The organism is Caballeronia sp. BR00000012568055, assembly GCF_029439455.1.
Lineage (GTDB): Bacteria > Pseudomonadota > Gammaproteobacteria > Burkholderiales > Burkholderiaceae > Caballeronia.
Window position 1 is genome coordinate 1 of sequence record NZ_JAQFVG010000322.1, and the last position, 24,827, is coordinate 24,827.

The 24,827-nt window shown below is 67.4% G+C and carries 15 protein-coding genes and 1 pseudogene; 7 read left to right on the plus strand and 9 right to left on the minus strand.

Translation table 11 applies throughout. The features are described 5' to 3' along the window. The first annotated feature begins 197 nt into the window (after positions 1-197). From P7F28_RS26585 to P7F28_RS26595, 3 genes and pseudogenes are all read left to right on the plus strand, one after another. On the plus strand, positions 198-839 hold the full coding sequence (locus tag P7F28_RS26585; protein ID WP_277187794.1) for an HD domain-containing protein: 642 nt from the start codon (positions 198-200) through the stop codon (positions 837-839). Positions 840-878: 39 nt separating this feature from the next. Next, complete coding sequence (locus tag P7F28_RS26590) at positions 879-1,463, plus strand: carbonic anhydrase (protein ID WP_277187796.1); 585 nt, start codon at positions 879-881, stop codon at positions 1,461-1,463. A gap of 386 nt (positions 1,464-1,849) precedes the next feature. Continuing rightward, positions 1,850-2,092 (plus strand): annotated as a pseudogene (locus tag P7F28_RS26595) (YdcF family protein); the annotation flags it as partial. Between the two features lie 39 nt (positions 2,093-2,131). On the opposite strand, the gene P7F28_RS26600 reads toward P7F28_RS26595, so the two are convergent. Then, complete coding sequence (locus tag P7F28_RS26600; RefSeq protein WP_277187799.1) at positions 2,132-2,410, minus strand: hypothetical protein; 279 nt, start codon at positions 2,408-2,410, stop codon at positions 2,132-2,134. Between the two features lie 122 nt (positions 2,411-2,532). Between P7F28_RS26600 and P7F28_RS26605 the strand changes: the two genes are divergently transcribed. After that, on the plus strand, positions 2,533-3,564 hold the full coding sequence (locus P7F28_RS26605; protein WP_277187801.1) for a LuxR C-terminal-related transcriptional regulator: 1,032 nt from the start codon (positions 2,533-2,535) through the stop codon (positions 3,562-3,564). A 17-nt stretch (positions 3,565-3,581) separates the two neighbouring features. Here the strand turns inward: P7F28_RS26605 and P7F28_RS26610 are convergent, their stop codons facing one another. The 8 genes from P7F28_RS26610 to tssJ all read right to left on the minus strand — a co-directional run bounded on the left by P7F28_RS26610 (position 3,582) and on the right by tssJ (position 16,646). Next, positions 3,582-4,352, minus strand: coding sequence for a hypothetical protein (locus P7F28_RS26610; RefSeq protein ID WP_277187803.1), 771 nt, complete (start codon positions 4,350-4,352; stop codon positions 3,582-3,584). 248 nt (positions 4,353-4,600) lie between these two features. Further along, positions 4,601-6,568 (minus strand): MltA domain-containing protein, encoded by a 1,968-nt coding sequence (locus P7F28_RS26615; RefSeq protein WP_277187805.1) that lies wholly within the window; start codon positions 6,566-6,568, stop codon positions 4,601-4,603. Positions 6,569-6,677: 109 nt separating this feature from the next. After that, on the minus strand, positions 6,678-8,627 hold the full coding sequence (locus P7F28_RS26620) for a serine/threonine-protein kinase (protein ID WP_277187807.1): 1,950 nt from the start codon (positions 8,625-8,627) through the stop codon (positions 6,678-6,680). Then, positions 8,624-9,307 (minus strand): type VI secretion system-associated protein TagF, encoded by a 684-nt coding sequence (gene tagF / locus P7F28_RS26625; RefSeq protein WP_277187809.1) that lies wholly within the window; start codon positions 9,305-9,307, stop codon positions 8,624-8,626. The genes P7F28_RS26620 and tagF overlap by 4 nt, the downstream gene beginning before the upstream one ends. Further along, positions 9,304-13,008: a type VI secretion system membrane subunit TssM gene (gene tssM / locus P7F28_RS26630; RefSeq protein ID WP_277187811.1), complete on the minus strand. Its 3,705-nt coding sequence runs from the start codon at positions 13,006-13,008 to the stop codon at positions 9,304-9,306. The genes tagF and tssM overlap by 4 nt, the downstream gene beginning before the upstream one ends. 43 nt (positions 13,009-13,051) lie before the next feature. Continuing rightward, a complete protein-coding gene (gene icmH / locus P7F28_RS26635) occupies positions 13,052-14,500 on the minus strand; it encodes a type IVB secretion system protein IcmH/DotU (protein WP_277187813.1) in 1,449 nt (482 codons plus the stop codon). A 39-nt stretch (positions 14,501-14,539) separates the two neighbouring features. After that, a complete protein-coding gene (tssK, locus tag P7F28_RS26640; RefSeq protein WP_277187815.1) occupies positions 14,540-15,940 on the minus strand; it encodes a type VI secretion system baseplate subunit TssK in 1,401 nt (466 codons plus the stop codon). A 175-nt stretch (positions 15,941-16,115) separates the two neighbouring features. Next, on the minus strand, positions 16,116-16,646 hold the full coding sequence (gene tssJ, locus P7F28_RS26645) for a type VI secretion system lipoprotein TssJ (RefSeq protein ID WP_277187818.1): 531 nt from the start codon (positions 16,644-16,646) through the stop codon (positions 16,116-16,118). Positions 16,647-16,822: 176 nt separating this feature from the next. On the opposite strand from tssJ, the gene P7F28_RS26650 reads away from it, so the two are divergent. The 3 genes from P7F28_RS26650 to P7F28_RS26660 are packed head-to-tail and all read left to right on the plus strand — an operon-like array spanning position 16,823 to position 24,821. Continuing rightward, complete coding sequence (locus P7F28_RS26650) at positions 16,823-19,075, plus strand: CHAT domain-containing protein (RefSeq protein ID WP_277187819.1); 2,253 nt, start codon at positions 16,823-16,825, stop codon at positions 19,073-19,075. 4 nt (positions 19,076-19,079) lie between these two features. After that, positions 19,080-20,879, plus strand: a complete 1,800-nt coding sequence (locus P7F28_RS26655) for a ShlB/FhaC/HecB family hemolysin secretion/activation protein (protein WP_277187821.1) — start codon at positions 19,080-19,082, stop codon at positions 20,877-20,879. 48 nt (positions 20,880-20,927) lie between these two features. After that, positions 20,928-24,821 carry an S-layer family protein gene (locus tag P7F28_RS26660; protein ID WP_277187822.1) on the plus strand — a complete coding sequence of 1,298 codons (3,894 nt, stop codon included), beginning with the start codon at positions 20,928-20,930 and terminating at the stop codon, positions 24,819-24,821. Positions 24,822-24,827: the final 6 nt, after the last annotated feature.

Here is a 24,827-nt window from a genome sequence, read left to right on the forward strand (position 1 = left end):
AAGAGCGCGCCCGCGCCCAGCCGGGTCTTTCGTGATGCGGGATTCGCTTCGACCATAAGGATCGCTCTCCGGGTTGACGCGCAAGATTAGACGCCGGACTTAACTCGATTCGATTACCCGGCGGGTAATTGGGCCGCTGCGCGCAAGGCCCGACAATCCGGTCATGTTGTCGCGGCAGGATTGTCGCGGAGGATCTCATGACCAGCCCGCTTGCCATCGGAGCCTATATCGCTCCTGATTCGAAGTACACACGAAATGCCGTTTCGCTCGTCGAGCGCGTCCATTCGAAGGCGATGATGGCACACGTTCACCGGACCTGGTGGTTTGCCGAATTTCTCGGCCAGCGTCGCGGTTTGAAATACGACCGGGAAGTCGTTTATCTCGCCTCGCTGTATCACGATCTCGGCCTTACCGAATCCTATGGCGCAGACGGCCGATTCGAAGTCGATGGCGCGGATGCCGCACGTCGCATTCTGCTTTCGACTGATTATCCAGCCGAAAAGGCGGAGCAAGTCTGGGACGCGATTGCGCTGCATTCGAGCGGCGGCATCGCGGAGCGCAAGGAGCCGGAAATCGCGCTCGTGTATCTGGGCGCACATGTCGATGTATTCGGCATGTTTCTGGATGAGATCACGCCTTCGTTCATCGACGATGTCCTGCAAATTTATCCGCGCGATGGCTTCAAGCAGGCGTTTCAGTTGGCGATTGCCGAAGTCGCGCGAAAGAAGCCTCATACCGCGATCGGCACCGGCGTGGCCGATGTCGCGCGGCGACATATCCACGGATTCGAGTGTCCCGATGTCTGCGACCTGATCGATCATGCGCCATTCGAAAGTTAGGCGAATCGGCCAAGGCTTATCACTATTTTGGAGCGCGAAATGACGGCGAAATACAGTGAATACGAGTTCCGGTCGCAACCGTGGTTCGATCAGGATAACTTCAAAGGTTTCAATGATGCGATCCCCATGAAAACGATGGTGATCTGCTGCTTCGACCCGCGTGCGACCGAAGCTCCGCAGATTGTCGCCGAGCACTTCGGAGACGAGGTCTATCCTGGTCAGAACGTGTTGGACGAACAAGGCAATAAAGTCGGTCACACGCGCACGCTGTTTGCCGTGTACTGCGCGGGCGGACGCGCGGCGTCGGCATTGCAATCCGTGGCGACGATGGACTATCTGTTCAACGTGCGCAAGGTGGTGGTCGTGCATCACTCGTTTTGCGGCGCAACCGGCTTCAGACCCGATCAGCTTATCGGCCGATACCACGACTGCCATCACGCGGATATCACAAACATGTTCGATCGGGAAAGCCTGGCTATTTCGAACTACGAGGAATCGCTGAAGCACGATATCGGACTATTGCGCGCGAGTCCGGCGGTGCCTGAAGCCGTCGAGCTTTACGGATTTTTCTATGAGATGAACAAGGGCGAGTTGATCGAAGTCGTGTGCGATATTCCAGCCTGATCTCAGTAGTCACTCAGGCGCACGCGGAGCGTCGCTCCACGGCGCGACCATACGCCGATACACCGATCTCCCTGAACGATGCAATGATCAACGCGCGCACGAAGATCCGTCTGATCGGAGATATCAGTTGCGAGGCGACGCATCCGCGTAATCCGCGTACTCCGCTTCATCGCTGTCGCAGGCGCGCTGTGCGTGATGCACAAGTGGCGTCGCACGGGGCAAGCGCTGCGTGATGTGTCGATAGTCCTGTTCATCGCGGTGGGCTGCGGTCTCGTTCCATCTTGGATGCTCGCGAGATCATGTGTTATCCGAAGCATCGGTTTATCGTGACACGCTCGAACGGCTTGGCGTTGACGAGCGCACTGCTGAAGAAGCTGGACGCGGGCCAGGTGGTGTTGGTGTCATCGGGCATTCATCTGAAACGCGGCGAACGCTACTTCGCGCATTTCGGTGTCGATGCAACGTCGGTAAGCGCCGATTATCTTGCTGCCATGCCATCGATACTGCCGCTGGCGTACAACTTCGCCGTCGCAGACCTCGCGCTTCACGAGTACGCGGGCCTGATCCGCTACGACATCTTCAACGCGCTCGGCTGGAACGCCGCGAGAACCGAGCCGGGTCAGGCGTGACATCGCGCGTGGAGATAAAACATGCCGCTTGAAAAGCCATTATCGACAGGGAAGCTCGCGCAGCGTCGGCGACATGATGGTCATCATCGGTCGTATTGGACGATGCGGAAACACGCGCCATGTGCCGTCCTCGTGACGAAAGAAAAACAGCGTGCGCGTACCGGCTGGATGCTGCGCCTCGATGCACACAAAGCGGAGTCCGCCATTCGCTGTGCGGCCGCTCAGGCGCACGTGCAACGGGGTATCGCTGCCTGCTGCGAGCCATTTCTCGGCCTGTGCGCGCAGGGAACTGAAGCTATGGAAGGCGAGCTGGCTCATCTGGATCCTCCGCCTGAAGCGGTAAGTGAGTGCAGTCAGTGAGTGGGGCGTGCGGCGGCGTGTGACGAACGTGCCGCACATACAGCGCGTACAATCGCCGGAACGCTTCCGGAGCCCCTGGCATGGACGTGCAGCTTATCGCGCCGGCAGGACTTTTCCGCGACGGTCTCGCAGCCTTGCTGCGAGCATTCGCTGCGGACGTATCGGTGCAGGCGCATGAGGAAATCGCGCAGGCGAAGACGGGCGCATCCGGGGCCGCGTGCATGATCATGGACGGCGACGCGCCGGGCCGCGCCAGGCATGAAGCGGCATGTGAGATGGCCCGCGCGATACCCGCGATCGTGCTGTTGGACGAGGCGCGGCGACAGGAGGTCGATCAACTGATCGCCGACGGTTTCGCCGGCTGCGTGGAAAAGTCCGCGTCGGCAGAGATGCTGTTCGGCGCGTTGCACGTCGTGCTGGCGGGCGGCGTTTATCTGCCGCGCGCCGTGCTCGCCGCACAAGCCCAAAGCCCGTCCGATGGCGACGGCCGCACCCGCGAGAATATAAAACGCCGCATCGGTCAGGCCGATCCTCACGCGCATCTCACGCCGCGCCAGATCGAAGTGCTCGCCTTGCTGGCGCGCGGCCGCTCGAACAAAATGATCGCGCGTGAACTCAAGGTGTCCGAAGCAACTGTCAAGACGCATCTCACGACCATTTTCAAGGTGCTCAACGTGGCGAGTCGTGGCGAGGCAAGCGCGGCGGCCGCCCGTATCGAAAAGATTCGCGGCTCGCAGGTGAATAGCGCGATGAATGGACACATCTATCTTGGCCGCTTGCTGGCGAACATGGAAAGCCAGCACTTTCGCGCGGGCGAAGTACTGTTTCGAAAAGGCGATGCGAGCGGCGCGCTTTTCTACGTAGAAAAAGGCACCGTGAAACTGGCCGGGCTGGGTATTGAACTGGGCGCGGGCAGCGTGCTGGGAGAGATCGGGCTGTTCTCGCCTGAGCATCGGCGCACCTCCACGGTGGTGTGCAAGACAGCGTGCGAGATGCGCACGGTTTCCGCCGCCGATGCCGTTCGTCTCTACTATCAGGAACCGGAATTCGCGTTTCATCTGCTGCGGCTTATCGTCGAACGTTTGCAGGCGGACCAGCAGCGGGGCGCTTAGCGCGATGCTCACGCGGCTCACGCGTGAGCCTCCACCGCGAGCAGATTCAAAACGATCAGGATGACTTGACGATTTTCCAGCGTGATGGCAAGACGCAGGTCGTCCCTGACCCAGCGGCCGATTTTCGTTTCGGCGAAACACGCCGGCGTGGCGGCCTTTTTCATCGTTACGCCGAGCTTGCGCGCACGATAGTGATACGAGGGCACATGGTTGGCTTGCGCCGCGCCCTTGAGTCCGCCCTTGCGCTCATGCGAAGCGCCGAGGCTCCCCGCGAGGATGATCCGGTCGGCCTGATCCAGCTCCGCGATAAAAGCACGTGCCCGCGCGCGCACCCGCGCCTCGTCCAGACCGTACTCGGCGAGCACGGTGGTGACAGGGTCGTCGCTGGCGTGCGGACGTGAGTCGATTTCGGCCTGCACACCGTCCGCTTCGATCGATAAATTGCGTTGCACGGCGGCGCTGCGCAGGCAGTCGATCAGAAAGCGCCGGAAGTACGCGCACAGCGCATAAGCGGTGGAGGGCGCGCTCTGGTCCGAGGCGTGCGAGGCGCGCTGATCGAGTTCGAGCCGCAGCACACGGCTGTAGATGAACTGGGCGACGAGTTCTTCCTTGTCTTCCGGCAGTCCGCGCAGTTCGGGAGGGTAATACGGACGCAGCGCGTGAAGCACCATGCGGTAGATCTGCGCCATTTCGATATCGCTCAACGCGGCCCGTCGATGCCAGAGATCGACCAGCGCGGAGATGTCGGGCGCGGACATGAGTGAGTCGGGATGGGTCGTCAGGTTCATGGTCTGCCTCACACAGAGTTTGAGTACGCGATCGGGACCGGGCATCGAACGGCTGCCGGACCGCGCCCCGGAAGCGGGTCGTTCGCGGTCGTGAGCCGGCGTATTCAAGGTAGTGAGAAGCGATGCGCTGCAACATCGGCCGGATGGTCTACATCGAAAGTCGTAGACGCTGGTTTCGTCGGAGATGCCGGCGATGCGGAGCCGGCGCGCGACGGCGGCCGGCTGGGACGAGGAGGCTGGAGGGCGAATCAGGGCGTGTCGTCGTCAACGCAGAATGTGGAGTCGCCGATCAGGCAGTCGTGCGGGCCGGACGCCGGGCCGCTGCGATTGCGCAGGCCGCTGTCGCGTGCGGACAGGTTCAGCGTCGCGGGCAGCAGCACCCACATTTGCGCGGGCGCTTTGAGCGTGCTGGCGAGGCGCTGGGCATCCGCGCCCGAGCCCCAGTAGAGGTCGGCACGCTGCGCGCCGTGGATCGCGCCGCCGGTGTCCTGCGCGACCATCAAACGGTTCAGATTGCCCGATGCCCCCGTGCGCGCCGAAAGATAAACGGGCGCGCCGAGCGGCGTGGTGCGCGGATCGACGGCGATCGAGCGCCCTGCCGAGAGCGGGACGCCCAGCGCGCCGAGCGGGCCGTTGCTGTCGTCATGCACCGAGCGGAAAAACACATAGCTCGGATCGGACTTGTCATCAGGCTGATGCACCGCGGCGGCCGTAATCGGCTCGGCCTTCAGCGCAGGCGGCGCGCCTGCGAACCCCGCCGCGCCTTGCAACGCGCCGCCCGGATGGGTGCTGACGGGCCGGGCTTCGACGCCGCTCATGGCTGCGGACTTCGCCAGCGAGGCCGTTGATCCTGCCCGCCCGGCGGCCTGGGCGGCGTTCGCCGAGACCAGATTGTTGGCGAAGTGCACGCCACGGTCCTGGTCGCTGATTGGCGTTGCCGCAGCCAGCGTCGCGGCGGGCGCACCGGCGTCCGAGCTGCCGTATTCCTCGGCCGCGCCGCGCAGCAGCGACGGAACTCCGCCGGCAGACGCGGCAGCGACGCCGTCCGCCATGGCGCTTGCGCTTGGCTCGTCGGCGGCGGCGGACGTCGAAGGCCAGGCGTCGTAACCGGTGTCGTCGTCATCGCCCCCGCCTCGTGTCACCGAGCGCGGGCCGCCTTTGGCGATCAGCGCAGCGGGCAGGAACGGGTGGCCGTTCTGATCGGCATACGCGACGCGCACGACGGTGCTGTCGGGCATCACGATCTTGGCCGAGCCTTGCATCTGCATCGAATAGATCAGGCCGGGGTCGTCCACCCAGGCGATCACCTCGGCCTGCAAGCCGCGCCGCTCGATCTCCGCGCGCGTGTAGTAAGGCACGATGCTGTGCCCGGACACGCGCATGCGGATTCGCTTGTCGCGCACATCCGGCACGGCATCGGTCAGATCGAGCACGTAGACCCCGCGCAGTGTGCTGGTCGATACGGCCGGCAACGGAATCACGTCGCGGCCGTCGATGCGCGCGGCAGTCAGCGTGCCACGCGCGTTCGCCGGCACGCGGCGGGCGTCGAGATAGAGCATGTCGCGCGGCACGCCGTAGACGGGATAGATGAAGCGGCCGCCGTAGCCCCGGCTGCCGCGCACCACTGGCTCGTAATAACCGGTCAGCAGTCCGGTGACGGCAGCGTTCGGCCGCCCGAACGGCTGAATGCGATAGGCGATGAAGCGTTGCTCGAAGAACGCGCGGATGGCAATCGGATCGCGGCCATCGACGCGTGCTGCGTCTGCGCAGGCCGACGACCACGGCGCGTGCGTGGCGAGCACGCGGCAGCTTTGCAGGAACGCGGCCCACGATTCGTCGAAACGGTCGCTCGACCAGCCCGGCAGCTCCGCGAAACCGACGGGCGTGTAGACCGCGTGGCGCGTGGTGTAGGCCACGCCCGGATGCGCGCGCGTCGATGCCGCAGCGGTGCGCGCCCGCGCGGTGTTTTGTGCGGTGTTTTGCGCGGCGGAGGTGGTGAACGTCGCGGAGGGCGCGGCGGCATCGCTGTGTGGGAAGTCGGTCGCGCTTGCCACGGCGGCAGGCGGTGTCGGCGACGCACGCGCGGTATCGCTGGCGAAGGGTCCGCAGGTGCAGCCGCCGAGTGCGGCGAACAGCGCCATCGCGGCGCCGGTGATCGCGGATCTGCGCAGCGCCATGGTCCGGATGGGCGCGTTGCATAAGTGCAGGGTGTTCATCGTGTCCTCGCTGCTTGGTGTCCGGCGGGTGGAGTCGGCGCATGATTTCGGCACATGAATTCGATGCATGATTTCGATGCATGAGCCGGGCGCACGAATCGCCGCGCCTTCACTTGGACGAGCGGACCACTTCGATTTTGAAGCGCGCCGCGCCGTAATCCGGCGGGCATTCCGGCACCGGCCCGGCGCAATCCGGCTGCCCGGCGAACGGCGACGGCGCGTTCGGATCGAGCGTAGCGGGGGCGGCGTCCTTGCCGAATTCGCCGAACACCGACACCGGCGTCAGTGCCGGGGCGCGGAAGACGCGCGGCGCGGACGACACCAGTGCGAGAAACTGCATGTCGCCGAGCGGCTTGCCGACCACCATCGGCCATTTCGGACCGGGCAGCGTGAGCGCGTGGCCCGCCGTGATGGCGTTGTCGTGATCGAGCAGATTGGGGAACAGCAGGGAGTATTGGCCGTCTGCGTCGACCATGAACAGATAGAGGTAACCGTTCTGCGCGCTGCTCAGCGTGATCTTGAGCTTGTCCTTTTCGGCAACGGCGCGCACCGAGGGAACCCTGGCCTCCACGTGCCGTGCCGGATCGGCATGCGCGGCGATCCGGTCCAGTTCCGCGACCGGCGTCCACGGCACGGAGGGCGCAGGAAGAGCGGGCGGCTCGGCTGCCGGCGGCGCGATCGTCGGCGGGAGCGGTGCGTGTGCGGGCGGCGCGATCTCAGGCGCAATCCCCGCCGCAATCTCAGCCGCAATCTGCGATCCGGCGAGCGGCGGCGGCACGGCGTCGCTCCTGCGCTCCGGCGCGTTTTCCAGACCGCTGGCGCGGCTGGCTGGCGCGCGCCGTTCCATCGGTTCCGGTCCGATCAGCAGGGCCGCCGCCAGCGCAGCACTCACCAGCAGGCCGGCTCGCCACGCGCGTGCGGCGGGACGTGGCGTAACGGAGGGCTGCGTGTGCGCGCTCTGCGCAGGCGTGATCGGTGGCATCCGCGGCGTCACCTTCGGCCTGATACGCTGCTTCGGCTTCGTTGCCGGCGCGCTCTGCGCAGTTTGCGTCAGCCGATCCGTCTCGCCCGCGGCATTCAGCGTGGTCTCGAAGGCCTTGATGCAGCGCGTGCGCGCGTCCGGCCATAACGCGAGCGCGTGATCGACGGCGCGCATCAGAGCGGGCGAGTAACCGGGCGGCGCGGCCACCGAGAGCGGCACGAAATCATCCTCGACGATACGCCCGACCGCAGGCGGCGGCGTCTTGCCGAGAATCGCGAAATACACCAGCGCGCCGAGCGCGTAGATGTCGCTCCACGGGCCTTGTTTGAGCGCGGGTATTTCGGCGTACTGTTCAATCGGCGCATAGCCCGGTTTGAGGAAAGCGGTGAGCGCCTGCGTCATGTCGCCGATGACGCGGCGCGCCGAGCCGAAGTCGAGCAGCACGGGCCGCCCGCCGTCTTCGAGCAGCATGATGTTGTCCGGCGCGATATCCCGATGCCAGCAATGCTCCCGATGCAGCACGCCGATCGCCTCGATCAGCGGCGCGAGCAACGCGCGCAGCCAGGCTTCGTCGGGCGGCGCGGGCATGGCGCGCAGCGTGTCGCGCAGCGTCGCGCCCTTGAAATACGGCATCGCCATATAGGCGGTGCCGTTGCCTTCCCAGAAGCGGAACACCTTGACGAGCGCCGGATGATCGAAGCGCGCGAGAATCCGCGCCTCGTTGATAAAGCTCTTCAGGCCCATGCCAAAGGCCTCGGCGTGCTTGTCCGACTTCACTTCGACGTGCGTGCCGTGAATGCGCGACGCGAGCATCGCGGGCATGTACTCCTTGACGGCCACGTGCCGGTCCAGCGAAGTATCGTGCGCGAGATAGACGATGCCGAAGCCGCCCTCGCCGATCAGCGAGACGATCTCGAACTCCGCGAGCCGCGCGCCCGGCGGCAGCGCGTTGCCGAGGCCAGGCGACATCGGCATCGGCGACGGCGCTGCGAGAGCGGCCGATGTCGTGGGCGGCGCGCCCTTGCCGCCTCCGCTCGCGGCGACGATCACGGTCTTGTCTTCGGCGTCGTCGCTCATGATCTTCCGCCAGTGAGCAGGGTTACGAAAAGCTCAGCGTCCGGCAGTCCGGGCGCGATCCACAGGGCGTAGCGGGGTACGGCGTCGGCGCTGGCGTTGGCGCTGGTGCCGGCGACTTCGGCCCGGTCCGACTTGAGCGCGGTCCACACGCTGCATGCATCGATCGATGCTGCTTTCGGCCAGGCGCGCCGGCCTGCACGCATGCCCGGCGGCGTCTGTTCCGCCAGATGCGCTTCGAGCCAGGAAACCGGCCGGTCGAAGCGCAGCGCCGCCAGCGCGATCCGCTCGATCTCGTGCAGCCAGCGCCACAGCAAGGTGAAGGTGTCGGTGCTGGCGGGCGCGGCATCGAAGGGCGCGGCGATGGTGAGCGGAAAGTAGCGCCCGACGCGATCCACCGATGGCATCACCACACCGCTCCAGCACGCGCGCGCAGGGTCGCCGGGCGGCGCGCCGAGCGCATCGGGCATGGCGAAGAAGCGCCAGACCGGGCTTGACAGATAGGCCGGCAGCCACGCCTCGCCGAGCCGCGCGCGGCTTTCCTGCAGGCCTGCGGCGAGCCAGCGGTCCCACGGCGCGACAAAGCTCGCGGGCAGCCGGCGCGAGGCGAAATCGCCGAGCGCGGGCAGCTTGCCGTACCAGCCGGCCGCGCGGATTTCGCCGGACGAGGCGGGCGTGCTCACAGCATTTCCGGGCATTGGAACGCACGCAGCTCCGCAAGACTGAACGGGTTCTGCACGCTGCCCGTGGTGACTTCGAAGCGCACGTGACGACCTTCGATATCGAAAGTGGCAAAAAAACGCTCCGGCTGTTCGGTCGGCTCGATCTTCATGCGGTCGAACATGCGGAACAGCGCCCACGCGCCGTCGTAGGCGAGCGGTCCGGCGTCGCTGGTCGGCGGCGGCGTGAGCTGCACGCTCACACGCGATGCCCCGTGCGCCGACGGCCATTGCACCGGCACGGCAAGCTGTGGTCCGTGCGCATAACTGACGATCTGGCCGTCGATATCCAGCGTGAACTGCAGGATCGATGCGTCCATTTCCACGGGCCTGAAAGTGAGCGTGAGCGAAGGCTGCGGACCGCCCGCCGCGAAGAAAACCGCGCGAATGGTGGCGGCGCGTTCGAAGTCGGCGAGACCGGCGGCGCTGGTCGTGGCCGCCGTGCCATCGACCTTCTTGTAGGCCCACGGATGCGCGGAGGTATCGACATCGGCGGCGAGGCTTTTCTGGAAGAACGCGTCGAGCTTGCCGTTCGGCGCGAACAGCGTGCCGAAGTCCTGCGTGGTGACATCGGCTTGCGCGGCGAGGTCGAACGGATAGCGGCCGCGGGTCACCTGACGGCACCATGAGGCGAGCGGACGCACATCGCTCGCTGAAATCGATCGTCTGGTGTGCTGCACATTCACCGCGCTGGTCTGGACCAGATCCGTCAGCGCCGCGCCCAGCGGATCGGGCATTTGCGCGGCCAGCGCGCGCAGCCGCGCGAGCACGTCGGAGGCGGGCGGCGCGACCTTCTGCTGCATCGCCGCGTCTACCGCGCTCAGATACACGTAAAGCTCCGAAAGCAGCGAGACAGTCGATGCGATCGGCGCGGGCTGGCCGGGAGCGGGCGCTTCGACCAGGGCGCGCAGCCGCGCGAAACGGTCATCGACGGCTTTCTCCGGCTTGTCCGTGACGCTGGCGGCGGCCCCGGATGCGGGTGGATTCGCGCCCGCCCACTGACGCACGGTGGTGCCGATCGAATCGAAGGTCTGGCTGGCGCGCTCGGGAATGCTCGGCGCGGCGGGCGCGCGCACCGACAACGCGGTTTCGCGCGCCGCTTCGCGCACGAATGCGACCAGCGGCGAATCCGGCGCGGACAGCACGCGCACGGTCTCTGCGCTCTGCGTAAGCCCCTGGGCGGGAATCAGGCGCAGATCGGCGAGATATGCCTCCCAGGCGTCGATATAGTCGTGTGCGTAGCGCCGGCGCGCGCCATCGGTGAGACGCTCGACCGAACTCGCCTCGCCCGATGCGCCCGCGCCCAGCACCCACGGCGCTTCGTCGCGCACGGTCTGCGCACTGCGCCCGAGCGCGGCGAGAAAGCTTCCGTAGTAGCACTCGGCGGTGAAGAGGCCCGGCACGCCGTCGGTGAGGGGCTTGCCGCTGGTGCGCTCGAATACCAGCGGCGCGTTCACGCCGCCCGCGCGCGCCACCGAAAACGGCACGCAGCGGGCCACGTCGGAGGCGTGCGCGGCCCGTTCGTAGACCTGCTGATCGAGCCGTTCGCGCAACAGCCGCGCGCGCGTGGCAGCGACCAGCGAGGCGTCGAGCGGGCGGCTGGAGCGGATCGCGCCGTGCGCGAACAGCGCATCGAGATGTGCGGCGAGTCCGGCGCGTTCGCTGTCGGATACACCGGCGGGCAGCGCGCGATTCCAGTCGGCGAGGGTGGCGGCCTTGAGCGCGCGGATATCCTGATGTCGCGAATCGTAGAGCGACAAATACGTCTTGAGCGCCTCGTAGGCCTGTGCGGGCGTGCCAGCCGCGGCATTGCGCAACTGCATTTCCGCGCGTGCCGACAGATACGGCAGAAGCCAGGCGTCGAGCAGGCGCTGGTAGGTCTGGCTGGCGGCATCGGCGAGTTTCGCGCCTTGCCAGAGACCCCATTGCATCGACAGCGGGGCGTCGGCGGCATCGATCGGCGCAGCGTTGCCGAGCGTGCGCGCCGCCGAGAGCAGGGGCGTGGCCTGCGCGAGCAGCGTCGCGTCGGCCATGCGCGAAGGGTCCGCGAGCGCCGACGACTTGACGGCCAGCGCGCGCGCGGCCTGATCGACGGCGGCGACATAAGCGCGATTGCGCAGGTAGCTCACGCTCCACAGGCTCACGGCGAGCGCCGCCGCCAGCATGATCGCCGCATGGCAGGCGAAGCGCAGCAGATGACGGCGGCGCATCCAGCGCAGATTGCCGACCGCGAGGCCCTGCTCGGCGAATACCACGTCGGTCAGCGCGCGGCGGATAAAGAAGCTGCGCGCCGCGCCCCGGTTCGCGCGCGGTGCGGCGCGTTCGAGCCGGAGCGCATTTTTGAGCGAGGCGAGCACGCGGTCGATCGGCGCGCCGCTCTGCGTGCCGCTCGTGACGTAGACGCCGCGCATGAAGGGCGCATCGCGCGATGACGACTGCACGAACACATCGCTCAGAAAGGTTTCGAGCACGGGCCGGAACGCGGCGAATTGCTGAGGAAAACCGACGATCGCCGCGCGCGTGGCGACGCTCGATTCCTGGTCCGTGCGCATCAGCACGCGCGAAACCAGGCGCGTTTCGATCAGGTCGAGTTCCTCGCCGATGCGCCGGGCGAAGGCATCGTCGGACAGCGTGCGCGCGCCGGCCCGTGAAGCACGGTCGGCGTCGTCCATTGGCAGCGTGAAGCCGAACACCTGAGCGCGCGCTTCGCTGTCGAGATCGGCAAAGAATTCAGTGAAGCCCGGCAGCAGGTCGGCCTTGGTGACCATCACGTAGACCGGAAAGCGCGTGCCCAGATGCTCGCTCAGTTCATGCAGACGCGCGCGCAGGGCCGCAGCGGTCTGCGCGCGCCGGGCGTCGTCGGCCTGCAGCAGTTCATCGACGCTGACGGCGAGCAGCGCGCCATTGATCGGCTCGCGCGGACGTGTCTTGCGCAACAGTGACAGAAACCCGTGCCAGGCGGCGCTGTCGGCGGCGATATCGCTTTCCTGCGTGGTATAGCGCCCGGCGGTGTCGATCATCACGGCGCGGTCGGTGAACCACCAGTCGCAATGACGCGTGCCGCCGATTCCGCCGATCCGGTTCGCATGCCAGCCCGCGCCCGGCGACGCCTGCGCCTGCGCGTGCGGCCCCGGCGCGAATTTGTCGGCGAGCGGGAAGCTGAGGCCCGAATACTCGAGCACCGTGGTCTTGCCCGATCCCGATGTGCCGATCAGCACATACCACGGCAATCGATACAAATACTGACGCCCTGTGAGCGATAGCCAATCGCGCCATCCGGGCCGGCTGCCCGCTGCGTTGACGCGCGCTTCGCGCAGCGCGGCGACAGCGCGGTCGAAGCGCCGCGCGAGTTCCGCGACCTCGTCGGCCCCCGGCGGGGGCGTGTCGTGCGCATCCGGCGCTTCGCTGGCGCGGCGATCGACCAGGCCGTGCGCCAGCACATGATTACGCCAGATCGCGCGGCCGATCAGCCACAGCCCGCGCAGCGCCACGCACAGCACCAGCGCGCCGATCGCCGCGCCGCGCGCGAACGGCGTATCGAGCGGACGATGCTGGCCGACCGAGACCAGCGGCCCGATCCACCAGATCAGCACGCCCGCCATGGCGAGCGCAAGCGTGAGCAACAGAAGCGGGTGAAACAGGATCGACAGGATTTTCTTCAGCACGACGGATCTCCTCGCAACGTCGAAGAACAGGGAGCGGCGGCGTTCAGCCCGGTTTGGCGAACAGCGTGATTTCGACGCGGCGATTGCGCGCGCGCCCGGCATAGGTGTCGTCGGAGGCGACGGGCGCGGTGTCGGCGAAACCTTGCGCTTCGACGCGCGCCGCGCCGATCGTGTCGGCGAGCCGCGCGCGCACGCCTTCCGCGCGTTCGCGCGAGAGCTGCCAGTTGGATGCATAGCGCGCCGAATGCACGGCGATGCCGTCCGTATGTCCGCCGACCAGAACCTTTCCCGGCAAATCGCTGAGCGCCGCCGCCACGCGTGCGACCAGCGCTTCGGCGGGCGCTTCGAGGCGCGCGCTGCCGGGTGCGAAGGTGGCGTCGCCCGCCAGCGTGGTCACGGTGCGGTCCGGCAACTCCTTCAGATCGATGCGCCCGGCGGCGAGATCGGGCGCAAGCAGGCTCGCGAGCCGCGGATGCCGCGTGGCGGCGTCGGGCACGGCCAGATCCGGCGCGGCCGAGGACGGAACCACGGCGGCGGGTGTGCGGATCGCGGCGATATCGGCGAACACCGGGTCCGAGACGCGATTGATCGACACGCTGAACGCAACGAACACGCCGGCGAGCATCAAACCGGCCGCGGCGGCGACCAGCCACGACGGCACCACGTCCGTCACGCGGCGCGGCGGCGCGCTGGCCGGTTGCCAGTGCGGCGACAATTCCGCGCAGGGCGCGCCACGCTGCGCGCGGATGATTTCGGAGAGCCGGCGGCGCAACAGATCGAGCGCGTGCTGGCCGTTTTCATGCACGCGGTACTGGCCTTCGAAGCCGAGCGCGAGCGTGAGCGCGACCAGTTCCAGCAAGTCGATATGGCGTGCCGGATCCTCGGCGAAACAGGTGAGCAACTGGAACACTTTGCTGCCGCCGCGCGCCTCGTTGTGGAACATCACCAGCAGGCTGTACTGAGGCCAGAGCGCCGCGCCCCACGGCGTGCTGCACGCGGCTTCGTCGATCAGCGTGCACAGGATATAGCGTGCCGCCAGCGTCGCTTCCTGCGACACGCCGTTGCGGTGCGCATCGATCTCGAAGCGCCGCACCGCCCGCGCGAGCGTGTCGCGCAGGGCGGCGGCCTGGGTTGCGCGGGTGCTCGCGCGCAAATGCGCAGCGGCGTGCAGGAGCGGCGCGCAGGCCTGCACGAGCGGATTGAGCGCGCCGCCGCCGGACAGCAGTTCGGTCAGATCGGCCGGCTCGGTGAACGATGGCTCGCGTTTGCCGGAGCCGCCCAGGTCACCGAAGGCGTTCAGCGCCGGGTCACCGCCGCCGCCGCCGAAGCCGCTGCCATCGGCGGTGGCCGGTTCGCCGGGATGCTGGGCGAAGCTTTCGAGCGGATCGAAAGCGTACGCGCTGCCCGCGCGCGTATCGAGCCGGGTCGATGGCGCGGGCTTCACGATGGTCGGCTCCAGGTCCGGTGAATAAGCGGATTCGTCGTGCGTCATGGCAACTCTCTGAAAGAAGATCGGTGCTCGCGCGGCGGCTCACTGCCGCACGGCCCAGCATTCGAGTTCCAGGCCGGGAAAGTCGCCGAGCACGTGCATGGCCAGGCGGCCGCTTTTTTCGAGCTGCTTCCACAGATCGCCGTCCGGTTCGAGCGCGAAATAGTCATAGCCCGCATGCACCGGAATCTGCGGCGGCACGGTCGGCAAAGGTCGCAGCGCGATGCCTGGCAGCGCGAGCGTGACGATTTCCTGTATCCGTTCGGCGGGCGCGGCCTTGACCTGAGTCGGAAAGCGCACTCGCAGCGCTTCGGCGGGCATCTGCGCACGCGCGGCGAATACCAGCATCGCGCGTTTGAGCAGGTCGGGCTCGTGCAGCGTGGCGAGCCGCTGACGTGGCGCGGGCTCCGTCATCTCGATGCGCTGCGCCGTCTGCGGCAGATTCCAGCCGGGCGCTTCGCGGATCTCTTTCATCAGCATGCCGAAGCATTCGTTGAGCGCATCGTGCCGATAAGAAATTTTTTGCCCCGGACGACGCCGCGTGTCGAAGGTGGCGAGTTCGCCTGCCAGCGCGCGCATTGATTCGAACAGACGCGCCGGATGCAGCACCGGCATGTCCTTCATGTGCTCGAACACCAGCTCATGGCGATTCACCAGCATGAGCAGCAGCGCATCGGCGATTTCCGCGACGCCGCCGCCGCGCCGCTGCGTGAAGCGCGCCGCGAAGTTCTCGCCGTGCTGATGCAGCAGGCCGCAGAGATCGCGCAGCAGGGCATCGAGCGCGGGCTGGCGATTCACATCGAGCGCAGGAGGGATATACGCCGGGTCGAGCGTCACGCGGCGGTCCGCGCCGCGCGCCAGCACGCGCGCCACGCCGATGGTCGCGTAAGCGTCGGTGGCGTCGCGCGCGAGCATCAGACGCAGATTCGGCGTGGCGGTCTGCAAATGTGCGTTTTGTTGCGAACCAGCGACGTTGTCGGCGACTTCGACTTCGTTCATGCGATAGCGCAGGTCGTGCGGGACATCGATGAGCGCGTCGGCATGAACGTCGGCATATGCGTCGGCATGAACGTCGGCGGGACGGTCCGCCAGACGCAGGCCGACATCGAATTCCTTGGCGCCGTGGCGAGCCAGCGGCAGCGCCAGCAGCACGGTCTCACCGCGCGCGTCCGAGGGGATTTCAAGCGGCGCGGGTGCGGGGGCATCGTCGGGAAAGGAGAAGTACGTGCCGTCAGGCAGATGGCCGATGCCGCGCGTCAACGCGATCTTGCCCAGTTCGAGCGCGAGCGGATCGAGTGCGAGCGACAGCGTGCCCCATGCCCAGCTTTCGGTGCCGAGCACATGAGCGCGCAACTGGTGCTCGACGTAGCGGTCGTGCTGCTGAAAATGATGTGGCTGCAAAAACAAGCCTTCGGACCAAATCACGCGTTGATGCCAGGTCATGTGCGCACCTCGTTGCCGGAACCGGCGCGGTTGCCGCTGCCGCGTGGCGCGCGGCTCGGGCGATAAAGGGACAAGCGGTAATCGAACAAGCGGTAATCGAACAAGCGATAAACGAATCAGCGGCGCGCGATTGAACCCGCTTGCGGCGCAGCGCGTGCGTTCATGGCGCATCGGCTCAAGGCGGCCCGATGGTCACATCGAGATCATCGACGCGCAGGCCCAGCGCGGTTTTCTTGTGCGGCGTCACCGGATGCACCGCGCGCCAGCGCGAGCGCTCGATCTCGCGATACGCGGCGACGAACGCGACATAGCGCGTGTCGGGCTGCAGGGTCTGTTCGAGCGTCATGGTGTCGCCGGGACGCAGCATGTAGTCGTGCCGCGTGTTGAGGTCCGCGCCGAGCGCTTCCTGTTCCTTCGACTGCAGCGAGAAAAAGTCCGCGCGATCCATGGTGCCGGCGGACTTCAGCTCGTAGATGCGCACCGCGATCGGCGAGGGCCGGCCGCTGGTATCGCGGTTCATGGTCGGGGAGGCGCGCATGGTCAGCCTGACGATGGTCGGATGGGTATCGGCGGATTTACATCCGGTGAGCAGCGAGAGCGCCAGCAGCGCGATGGCGAGGATCGCCGGCACGCCGCCGAGCCGGCCGGCCAGACACACGGCGTGCGCCCATGCGCGCCGCGCGCCATCGAAGAACGTGATGAACATCGGCGTGATCTCCGCAAGGGTGTCGATGCGCGACCATTCGCGCGATTTCCCGTTAGACGAAGCGCCCGCCGCCGCTTTAAAAACCTCCCGCGCGATTCGTCTTGCCGCCGTGGCCCGATGCGTCTGTGCGCATCGCGGGCCGCGCTTCACGGACGAGCCTTGCGGAGACCACGGTGATGAGTGCAGTGAATGTCGAAGAAAGCGCGGGCGGGGCGCGAGCGGTCCCCCGTGATGCGCGGCATGGCCGCATGAGGGCGGCGGGGATCGCGCTGGCCGCGTCGATGGTCTGGGCGCTGGCCGACGCTGCTGCTGCGCTGCCCGCGCCCGCCGCACCGGTCGCACCCGCCGTGCAGCCACCGGCAGCCGCCGCGCCGGATGCCGCGCCCGGCGACCGTTTCGATTCGGCGCGCGCAAGCGATGAGGAATCGGTCCGCGCCCTCACCGCCGATGGCCGCCTGCTGATGGGCCGCGACCGCGTGAAACTCGACGGCTACGCGTACTGCAGCATGTCGGTGGCGGCGTCCGAACGGGGCGATTTCCGCGTGGCGATCGAAGCCGCCGCGCGCATGCTGGTGCTCGCCGAGGACACCGGCAACGCGAATCTGCGTGCGCTCGCGGACCGCGATCTGGCGGTCGCCTACAGCTACGCGGGCGATCTGATCGACGCCAAGCGTTACGCGCTGAAAGCCCTCGATGGCGACGCAAGCGACAAGGCGCAGGTGCTCGCGCCCGCGAACAAAGTGCTTGGCGACGTCGCGCTGCGCGAAGGCGATCCGCAGGGGGCGATCGCATCGTATCGGGCGTCGCTGGACACGGCGTCGGCGCGCTATCGGCCGCTGGTGCTGGCGTCGCTGGCCAGCGCGCAGATCGCCGCGGGCGATACCGCCGGGGCGCGCGCGAGCCTGGACGCGTCGCGCGGCGCGCCGGTGCCGTCGCTCGCGCCGCTGTTTCGTCGTATCGAAGGTAATTTGCTGCTCGCCGAGCACGCGCCGCAAAAAGCGCTGGACGTGTTCGCCGCCGACCTCGACGGTCATGCGGGCGACGCCGGCGACGATGCAAACGCCGACAGCAGCTACAACCGCTTGTGGGCGCACGAAGGCATGGCGCGCGCCTATCTGGCGATGGGCGACACCGCCCGTGGCCGCGCCGCGCTCGCCGACGCGCTGACCGATTCCGAATCCATGCGCGCGCGCTTTCGCAGCGACGAATTCAGGACCGGCCTGTTCGCGGACGTGCAGAACGTGTTCGATCAGGCCATTTCGCTGGCCATCGACGAGCAGGACTATCCGCGCGCGTGGCAGCTCGCTGAGCAGAGCCGCGCGCGAGCGCTGCTCGATACGGTGCGCAGCCGGGTGGACACCGGCGTCGATACACGCCAGCTCAACGGCGCGCCGGTCACGCTCGATCAGGTGCGCGCCACGCTGCGCGAGAACGAGGCGATCGTCGAATATCACCTGCTGGAGCACCGCGCCGTGGTGTTCGTGGTACGCCGCGACGGCCTGACTACGCGCGTGCTGCCGGTGGAGCGGCGCGAACTCGGCGGCGCGCTCGACGCGTTCCGCGTCGCCATCGTCACGCGCAGCGCCGACGCGGCTCCGTACGGCGCGCGGCTCGACCACTTGCTGATCGAGCCGCTCGGGCTGAAGGACGGCGAACGGGTGATCATCGTTCCGCACCGGGTACTGAACTACATGCCGTTTCAGGCGCTGCGCAACGGCGACGGCTATCTGATCCAGCGGCATGCGTTCGCGCTCGCACCATCGGCGGGCGTCGCGGTGCAGCTGGTCACGCGCGAGCACGCGGTGTCGAGTCATCTGATCGCATTCGGCAATCCGCTGATCACGCCGCACTGGGACTTGCCTGGCGCGGAGCGTGAAGTGAACGCGATCACACCGTATTTCCGGCAGAGCGCCGCCTGGCTGCTGAGCGATGCGACCATCGCGCGGTTCCGCGACAGCGCGCCCGACGGCCGCGTACTGCACGTGGCGACCCACGCGCAAGCCGACTCCGTCGATCCGCTCTACTCGCGCATTCTGCTCGCGCCCGCGCGCCAGCCCGCCGACGGCCCCGACTTTCTCAATGCGCGCGACATCTACAACCTGAAGCTCGACGGCGTCGCACTCGTCACGCTGTCCGCCTGCGACACGGCGCTGGGCCGCGTGGATCGCGGCAACGAGATCATGGGTTTGCCGCGGGCGTTCTTTTACGCCGGTGCATCGAGCGTGATCGTGTCGATGTGGAAGGTCAATGACGATTCCACCGCGCTCACCATGCGCACCTTCTACGAGTCGCTCAGCAAAGGCCGCGAAGCCATCGACGCGATGCGCGACGCGCAACTCGCCGTGCTCGCGCAGCCCGGCTTCGAGCATCCGTATTACTGGGCGCCGTTCGATCTCACGGGAGGCTGGCGGCTCACGGTCGCCCGATGACATCATGCGTGAAGCCCTCTTTCCTCTCTTCCCGGTCTGGCGAACCGCCGCGCGCGTGGCGCTGGCGCTCGGCATCGCGCCGTGGGTATCGCCGGTTGCGGCGCAGACGCCGCCCGGCGTCAATCTGCCCGCCATTCCCGGCGGCGTGCCGCGCGCACCGGACGCCGGCACGCTCATTCAGCAGACGCAGCCCGACACGCCGTCCGGCGCTGGCAGCGACGGCGTGCCTTCGGCGGCCGCGCCTGCGCTGCCCGCTTCTACATCGGCTTCGACGCCCGGCGCGACCGCACGTAATCATGAGCATGCCGAAGCAATCGACCGGCGCTTCACGCTGCGCCACGTCACCATCAGCGGCAACGACACCGTGTCCAAGTCCGATCTGCTGCCGCTCGCCGCGCCGTTTATCGGCAGAGAAGTGGGTATCGACGATGTCGAGGCGCTCGCCTCGCGCATCACGCAGTCGTACCGTGATCGCGGCTATCTGCTCGCGCAGGTGATCGTGCCGCCGCAGGACGTGACCGACGGCGATCTGCGGCTGGAGGTGCTCGAAGGGCGTATCGGCCGCGTGCGGCTCAATCTCGCGCCGGGCGCACGAATCCGCGAAAGCGTGGTGCGGGCGCGGCTCGCCGCGCTCAGGCCAGGTGAACCGCTCGATCAGCACGCGCTCGAGCGGACCATGCTGCTGCTGTCCGACCTGCCGGGCGTGCGCGTTTCGTCGGCGCTGGAAGCGGGCGAAACGCCCGGCACCGTCGATCTGACCGTCAATGTCGATGCGGCGCGCCCCTGGCAGTTTGCGCTGACGGGCGACGACTACGGCGCGGCGTCGGCGGGCCGGGTGCGCATCGGCGCGGTGGCGCGGCTGAACTCGCCGTTCATGATCGGCGACAACCTCGACGTCAATCTGCTGGCCGCCGAGCGTTTCGATACCGTGTACGGACGCGTCGGCTACGACGTGCCGGTGGGCGCGAACGGCACGCGCGTAGGGATCGCGGCATCGCATTTGTATTACTACCTCGGCAAGGAATACGCGCCGCTCGACGCCACCGGCTATGCCGACATCCTGACGCTGTCGGCCACTCAGCCGCTGCTGCGCTCACGCCAGAAGAACCTGCTGCTGCGCGGGTCGGTGGAATACCGGCATCTGGACGACAAGATCAATCTGATCGGGCAGGACAGCCGCCAGTCCTTATGGGCCGCGAACGGCGCGCTTACCTACGAAGGCCGCGACGCGCTGTTCGGCGGCGGCTTTTCGAGCGCGGAAGTCCAGCTCACGGCGGCCAATCTGGCCATCAACTCGGGCGAGCAGCGCATGTTCGATGAAGGTCCGTACGGCCGCCACTCCGAAGGCGCGAGCTTTCGCGCCACCCTGTTCGCCAACCGCCTCAATGCGATCACCGACCGCCTGAGCCTGTTCGCGGGCGTCACGGGCCAATGGGCGAGCCGCAATCTCGACAGTTCGTCGCGCATCGCGCTTGGCGGGCCGCGCGCCGTGCGCGCCTATTCGCCCTCGGAAGCCGTGGTGGACAACGCGCTGATCGCCACCACCGAAGTGCGCTTTGCGGTCACGCCCCGCCTGACCGTCTCCGCCTTCTATGACTTCGGCATCGGCTGGTACAACGCGCGCCATGTCAATGGCCAGCTGGATAACCGCGTGACGCGCGGCGGCGTGGGCATGGGTGCGTTCTGGAGCGGACCGTACGGCATCACCGCCAACGCGACGCTGGCGTGGCGCACCGGCACCAAAGACAGCACCGGCGACGACAAAGTGCCGCGTTTCTACGTTCAACTCACCAAAGCGTTCTGAGCGATGCAAGTCGGCGACGGTAAGCCGCGCGAGCGGCGGGAGATTCAGATGAAGACACAGCTTGCCGGGAGCGCGCTTGCGAGCGCCGCGTGGTTTCTGTTCCAGTCGGGCGCGCAGGCGGTTTCGTCGCTTGCGGTGCCGCAGCCGGTCGCAGGGGCGACGAGCGTCACCACCTCGCAGACCACGACGACGACCAATAACCAGGTCTCCACGACCCTGACCATCAATCAGGGCAACAACCCGAAAGTGGTGACGAGCTGGAACAGCTTCGACATCGGCTCGAATGCGTCCGTGAAAATCGTGCAGCCCAATGGCGGCGTGCTGGTCAACAATATCGGCGGGCCGGCCACCACCATCGACGGCACGCTGAGCGCCAATGCGAGCGTGTACCTGATCAATCCGGCGGGCATCGTCGTGAATCAGAGCGGGGTCATCAACGCGGGTTCGCTGGTGCTTTCGACACTGCCTCTCGACGAGACGCAGTTCAAGGCCGGGCGCACCGTGTTCGCCGCCGACGGCTATACCACGCCGGGCAATATCGATAATCACGGCACGCTGACGGTGGGCCAGCCGGTCAACGGCACGGTGGCGAAGGGCGGTCCGGCGGGCGCTCCGGTGGGCGGCACGGTCGCGCTGATCGGCGCTCAGGTCACCAATTACCGTGGCGGCAGGATTCAGGCGGACGGCGGCACGGCGGCGCTGGCCGCGTCCAGCAAGGTCGAGCTGAGTTTTTCGAACGACAACCTGACCAATGTGATCGTGTCGCGCGATGCCCTGAGCGCTGCCGGCGTGCGCGATCCGTACGGCGACGTGAAGCTCGCGCCCGCCGCGGCGGCGAACCTGATCGCCACGGCGGTGAATCAGCAGGGCATGGTGCGCGCGCAGGCGGTGAGCGCGAAGGGCAGCCGGATCGTGCTCGATGGCGGGGTCGGCTCGGTGAACGTGGGCGGTCAGGTCGATGCCACCGGCCAGTTGGTGCGCGGCGGCAATATCGACGTGACCGCCGACACCGTCAACATTCTTTCCACCGCGACGCTCGATGCGAGCGGCAACGCCGCCACCGCGCAGGGCGTGGCGGGCGGGCGGGTGCGCATCGGCGGGCCGGGTGCGACGTCCGCCAATGATTTGTGGCGGGCCGTTGCAGTGAAGATCGACCCGCGCGCCACCGTGCATGCCGATGCAGTCTCGACCGGCGCTGGCGGAAGCGTGATCGTTGACGGCAGCTCGGCGGCCATCGCGGGCACGCTCACCGCGCGCGGCGGCGCGCTCGCTGGCGATGGCGGGACCATCGAGACCTCGTCGCCATTGCTCGATGTGAGCAATGCGCAGATTTCCGCGCGCGCGCCGCACGGCAACGCGGGCGATTGGCTGATCGATCCGCCGGGCGTGGATATCCACATTGCGGCGGATGCGCCGCAGACCGCGTCGGGCGGGGGCGGCGCAATGCCGGTGGGGCAGGTGAGCGCCAACGCGATCGGCCGGGCGCTGTCCGACGGCACATCGGTGACGGTACGCACCAACGCCGCCAATGCAGTGGGATTGGGCGACGGCGAGGGCGCGGCGACCGGCCTGATTTCGCTCGACGCGCCGATCGAAAAAAGCCTCGGCGCGAACGGGCCCAACAACGTGCAGCTCGCCTTGCAGGCATACGGCGACATCGTCATGCCGAGTGGCCGCATCGGCTCGATCCAGGCGGACGCCAACGCAGGCGCGCTGTCCATGCTGTTCCAGACCGGCTATGGCGCTGCGGGCACGCCATCCGGCACGGTGAACTTCTACAACGCGACCTTCACCACCAACGGCGGCGACTTCACCGTGTTGGCGCCGTTCATCAACATGAACGCCGTGACTGTCAATGCCGGCACGCCGAACGGCGCTGCGCCGGGCGGCAATATCACGCTGACCGCTGCGGGCAATCCGCAAAGCAGTATCGCGATCAACGCCGGTGCGTTCTCGGCCAATGCCGGGGCGATCGAGCTGAGCGCATCGGGTGGCGGCATCTCGATTTCCTCGGACCCGTACTATTTCGTCGATACGCGCATCACGCCGGGACCGTCCACGTTCACAACCGGCAGCGGCGCGATTCGTCTCTACGGCTCGAACGCCTACGTGCCGCCGCCGAGTTACCCCGGCTACACGACCTACGCCGGCTACGGATCCACGCGGATGCCTGCGGGCGTGTCCTTGTCGAATACGTCGATCACCGCGCAAGGTCCGGTCGATGTGCGCGGGCTCGGCCTGCTGGCGGACGCGACGGGCACGGTGGCGGGCGTCGCGCTCGACACGACGTCGATAAGTACGTCCGGCGGTCCGCTTGCGCCAATCGCGGTGTCGGGACAGGGCGCGGGCGGCGGCGCGGGAATCTACGCGCGCGGCTCGCACATCGCCGGGAGCGGCGCGCAGGGCGACATGATTCTGCGTGCACAGGGCGGCGCGAGCGGCGAGGCTTTCGACCTCGGCGCTGCCGGCAACACCTTCAGCACGGGCAATAACCTGATTGCGCTGCCGGGCGGCGTGAACACGGATTTCACGCTGGCCGCAGCCCGAGCCACGCCCGTTTCCATCGGACAGGATGCGGGCGGCTTTTCGCTCACGAGCAACGACCTCGCGCAGATGCGGGCCGGCAATACGATGATCGTCGGCGGCGCGGATTTCGCCGGTGGCATCGCGGTGAACCTGCCTACGGCGCTTTCCAGCAATCTGACGCTGGAAAATCTCGGCGCGGGCAGCGCGGGCATCGTATCGAACGGGCCGATCGACGGTGGCGGGCACCTTCTCACGTTCGCCTCGGCGGGCGCGGTGAAGCTGAACGGTCCGGTGATCGCCGACGCCGTGCTGCTCGATGGTCCGGGCACGTTTTCATTGCTGAATCCGGCCAACCGGGTGAACACCATCGCCGCGCTCGGCGCGGGCGGCGTGTCATTCGTCAATGCGTTCGGCTTCACCATCGGCGCGTTGCGCGCGCCGGTGTTCGGTGTGTCAAAGCTCAACGCGCCATCCACCGTGATCGACGCGCCCGATACAACCGTCAACGGTCCGGTGTTCATGCAGGCGCTGACCGGCGCGATCCGATTGGGCGGCGGCATGACGGCCCTGCAGGGTCTCGGCGCAGATGCCGTGGGCGCGACCGGCGCGCCGAATGTGAATCTGCAGGCGAGCGCAGCGGTGGATCTGGTGGCCGATGGCGCGGGCGGCTCCTTCGTCAATGCCGGCGCGGGCAACATCACGGCGACGCCGGGCACCTGGCGCATCTGGGCCGATAGCTGGAACGGTGAAGTGCGCGGGCCGGTGACGCCCGGCGGGGCGATGCCGAACCTGTACGGCTGCACCTACGGTTCCTGCAACCCGAACCTGCAGAACAACCACTTCCTCTACGCGGCGCAGCCGACCGTGACGGTCGTCATCGGCGACACCACGCGCGATACCAACAGCGCCAACCCAGCCTTTACATGGCAGGTCACCGGCCTGCACCCGGGCGACGATCCGAAATACGCGCTGAACGGCACCGCATGGACCGCGGCAGGAGCCGATGCTGCGCCGGGCAAATATGCGATCGGCGGCGCTTTCACGTCGCCCGAGGGATATCGCGTCAACGTGATCGGCGGCGTGCTGACGGTCACGCAAGGCCAGCAACCGCCCCCGCCGCCGCCACCGCCACCATCAACGCCGCCTGCTGCGCCCGGTGGCCTGTTCGGAGCGAGCGGGCTGCAGACGTTCTATTCGTACACGCAGCGGTCCTTCGTCTACGACAGCAATCTCGCGGGTGTCATGACGCGCGGCTCGACAGGCGTATGCACCGGCTCGAATCAGCCGCTCGCGTCCAACCTGCCAGCCGACGCCGCCGCCGATTCGCTGGCGGTCGAATGGCGGCGCGTGCGTTCGCAGCCGAATCTGAACAGCTGCATCATCGTCAACCGCCAGCACGGTTGCGGTGACTTCTGACGGGTC

Coding starts and splice junctions, on each gene's coding strand:
- P7F28_RS26585 (WP_277187794.1), top strand. CDS start 198: ATGACCAGCCCGCTTGCCATCGGAGCCTATATCGCTCCTGATTCGAAG.
- P7F28_RS26590 (WP_277187796.1), top strand. CDS start 879: ATGACGGCGAAATACAGTGAATACGAGTTCCGGTCGCAACCGTGGTTC.
- P7F28_RS26600 (WP_277187799.1), bottom strand. CDS start 2,410: ATGAGCCAGCTCGCCTTCCATAGCTTCAGTTCCCTGCGCGCACAGGCC.
- P7F28_RS26605 (WP_277187801.1), top strand. CDS start 2,533: ATGGACGTGCAGCTTATCGCGCCGGCAGGACTTTTCCGCGACGGTCTC.
- P7F28_RS26610 (WP_277187803.1), bottom strand. CDS start 4,352: ATGAACCTGACGACCCATCCCGACTCACTCATGTCCGCGCCCGACATC.
- P7F28_RS26615 (WP_277187805.1), bottom strand. CDS start 6,568: ATGAACACCCTGCACTTATGCAACGCGCCCATCCGGACCATGGCGCTG.
- P7F28_RS26620 (WP_277187807.1), bottom strand. CDS start 8,627: ATGAGCGACGACGCCGAAGACAAGACCGTGATCGTCGCCGCGAGCGGA.
- icmH (WP_277187813.1), bottom strand. CDS start 14,500: ATGACGCACGACGAATCCGCTTATTCACCGGACCTGGAGCCGACCATC.
- tssK (WP_277187815.1), bottom strand. CDS start 15,940: ATGACCTGGCATCAACGCGTGATTTGGTCCGAAGGCTTGTTTTTGCAG.
- tssJ (WP_277187818.1), bottom strand. CDS start 16,646: ATGTTCATCACGTTCTTCGATGGCGCGCGGCGCGCATGGGCGCACGCC.
- P7F28_RS26650 (WP_277187819.1), top strand. CDS start 16,823: ATGAGTGCAGTGAATGTCGAAGAAAGCGCGGGCGGGGCGCGAGCGGTC.
- P7F28_RS26655 (WP_277187821.1), top strand. CDS start 19,080: ATGCGTGAAGCCCTCTTTCCTCTCTTCCCGGTCTGGCGAACCGCCGCG.
- P7F28_RS26660 (WP_277187822.1), top strand. CDS start 20,928: ATGAAGACACAGCTTGCCGGGAGCGCGCTTGCGAGCGCCGCGTGGTTT.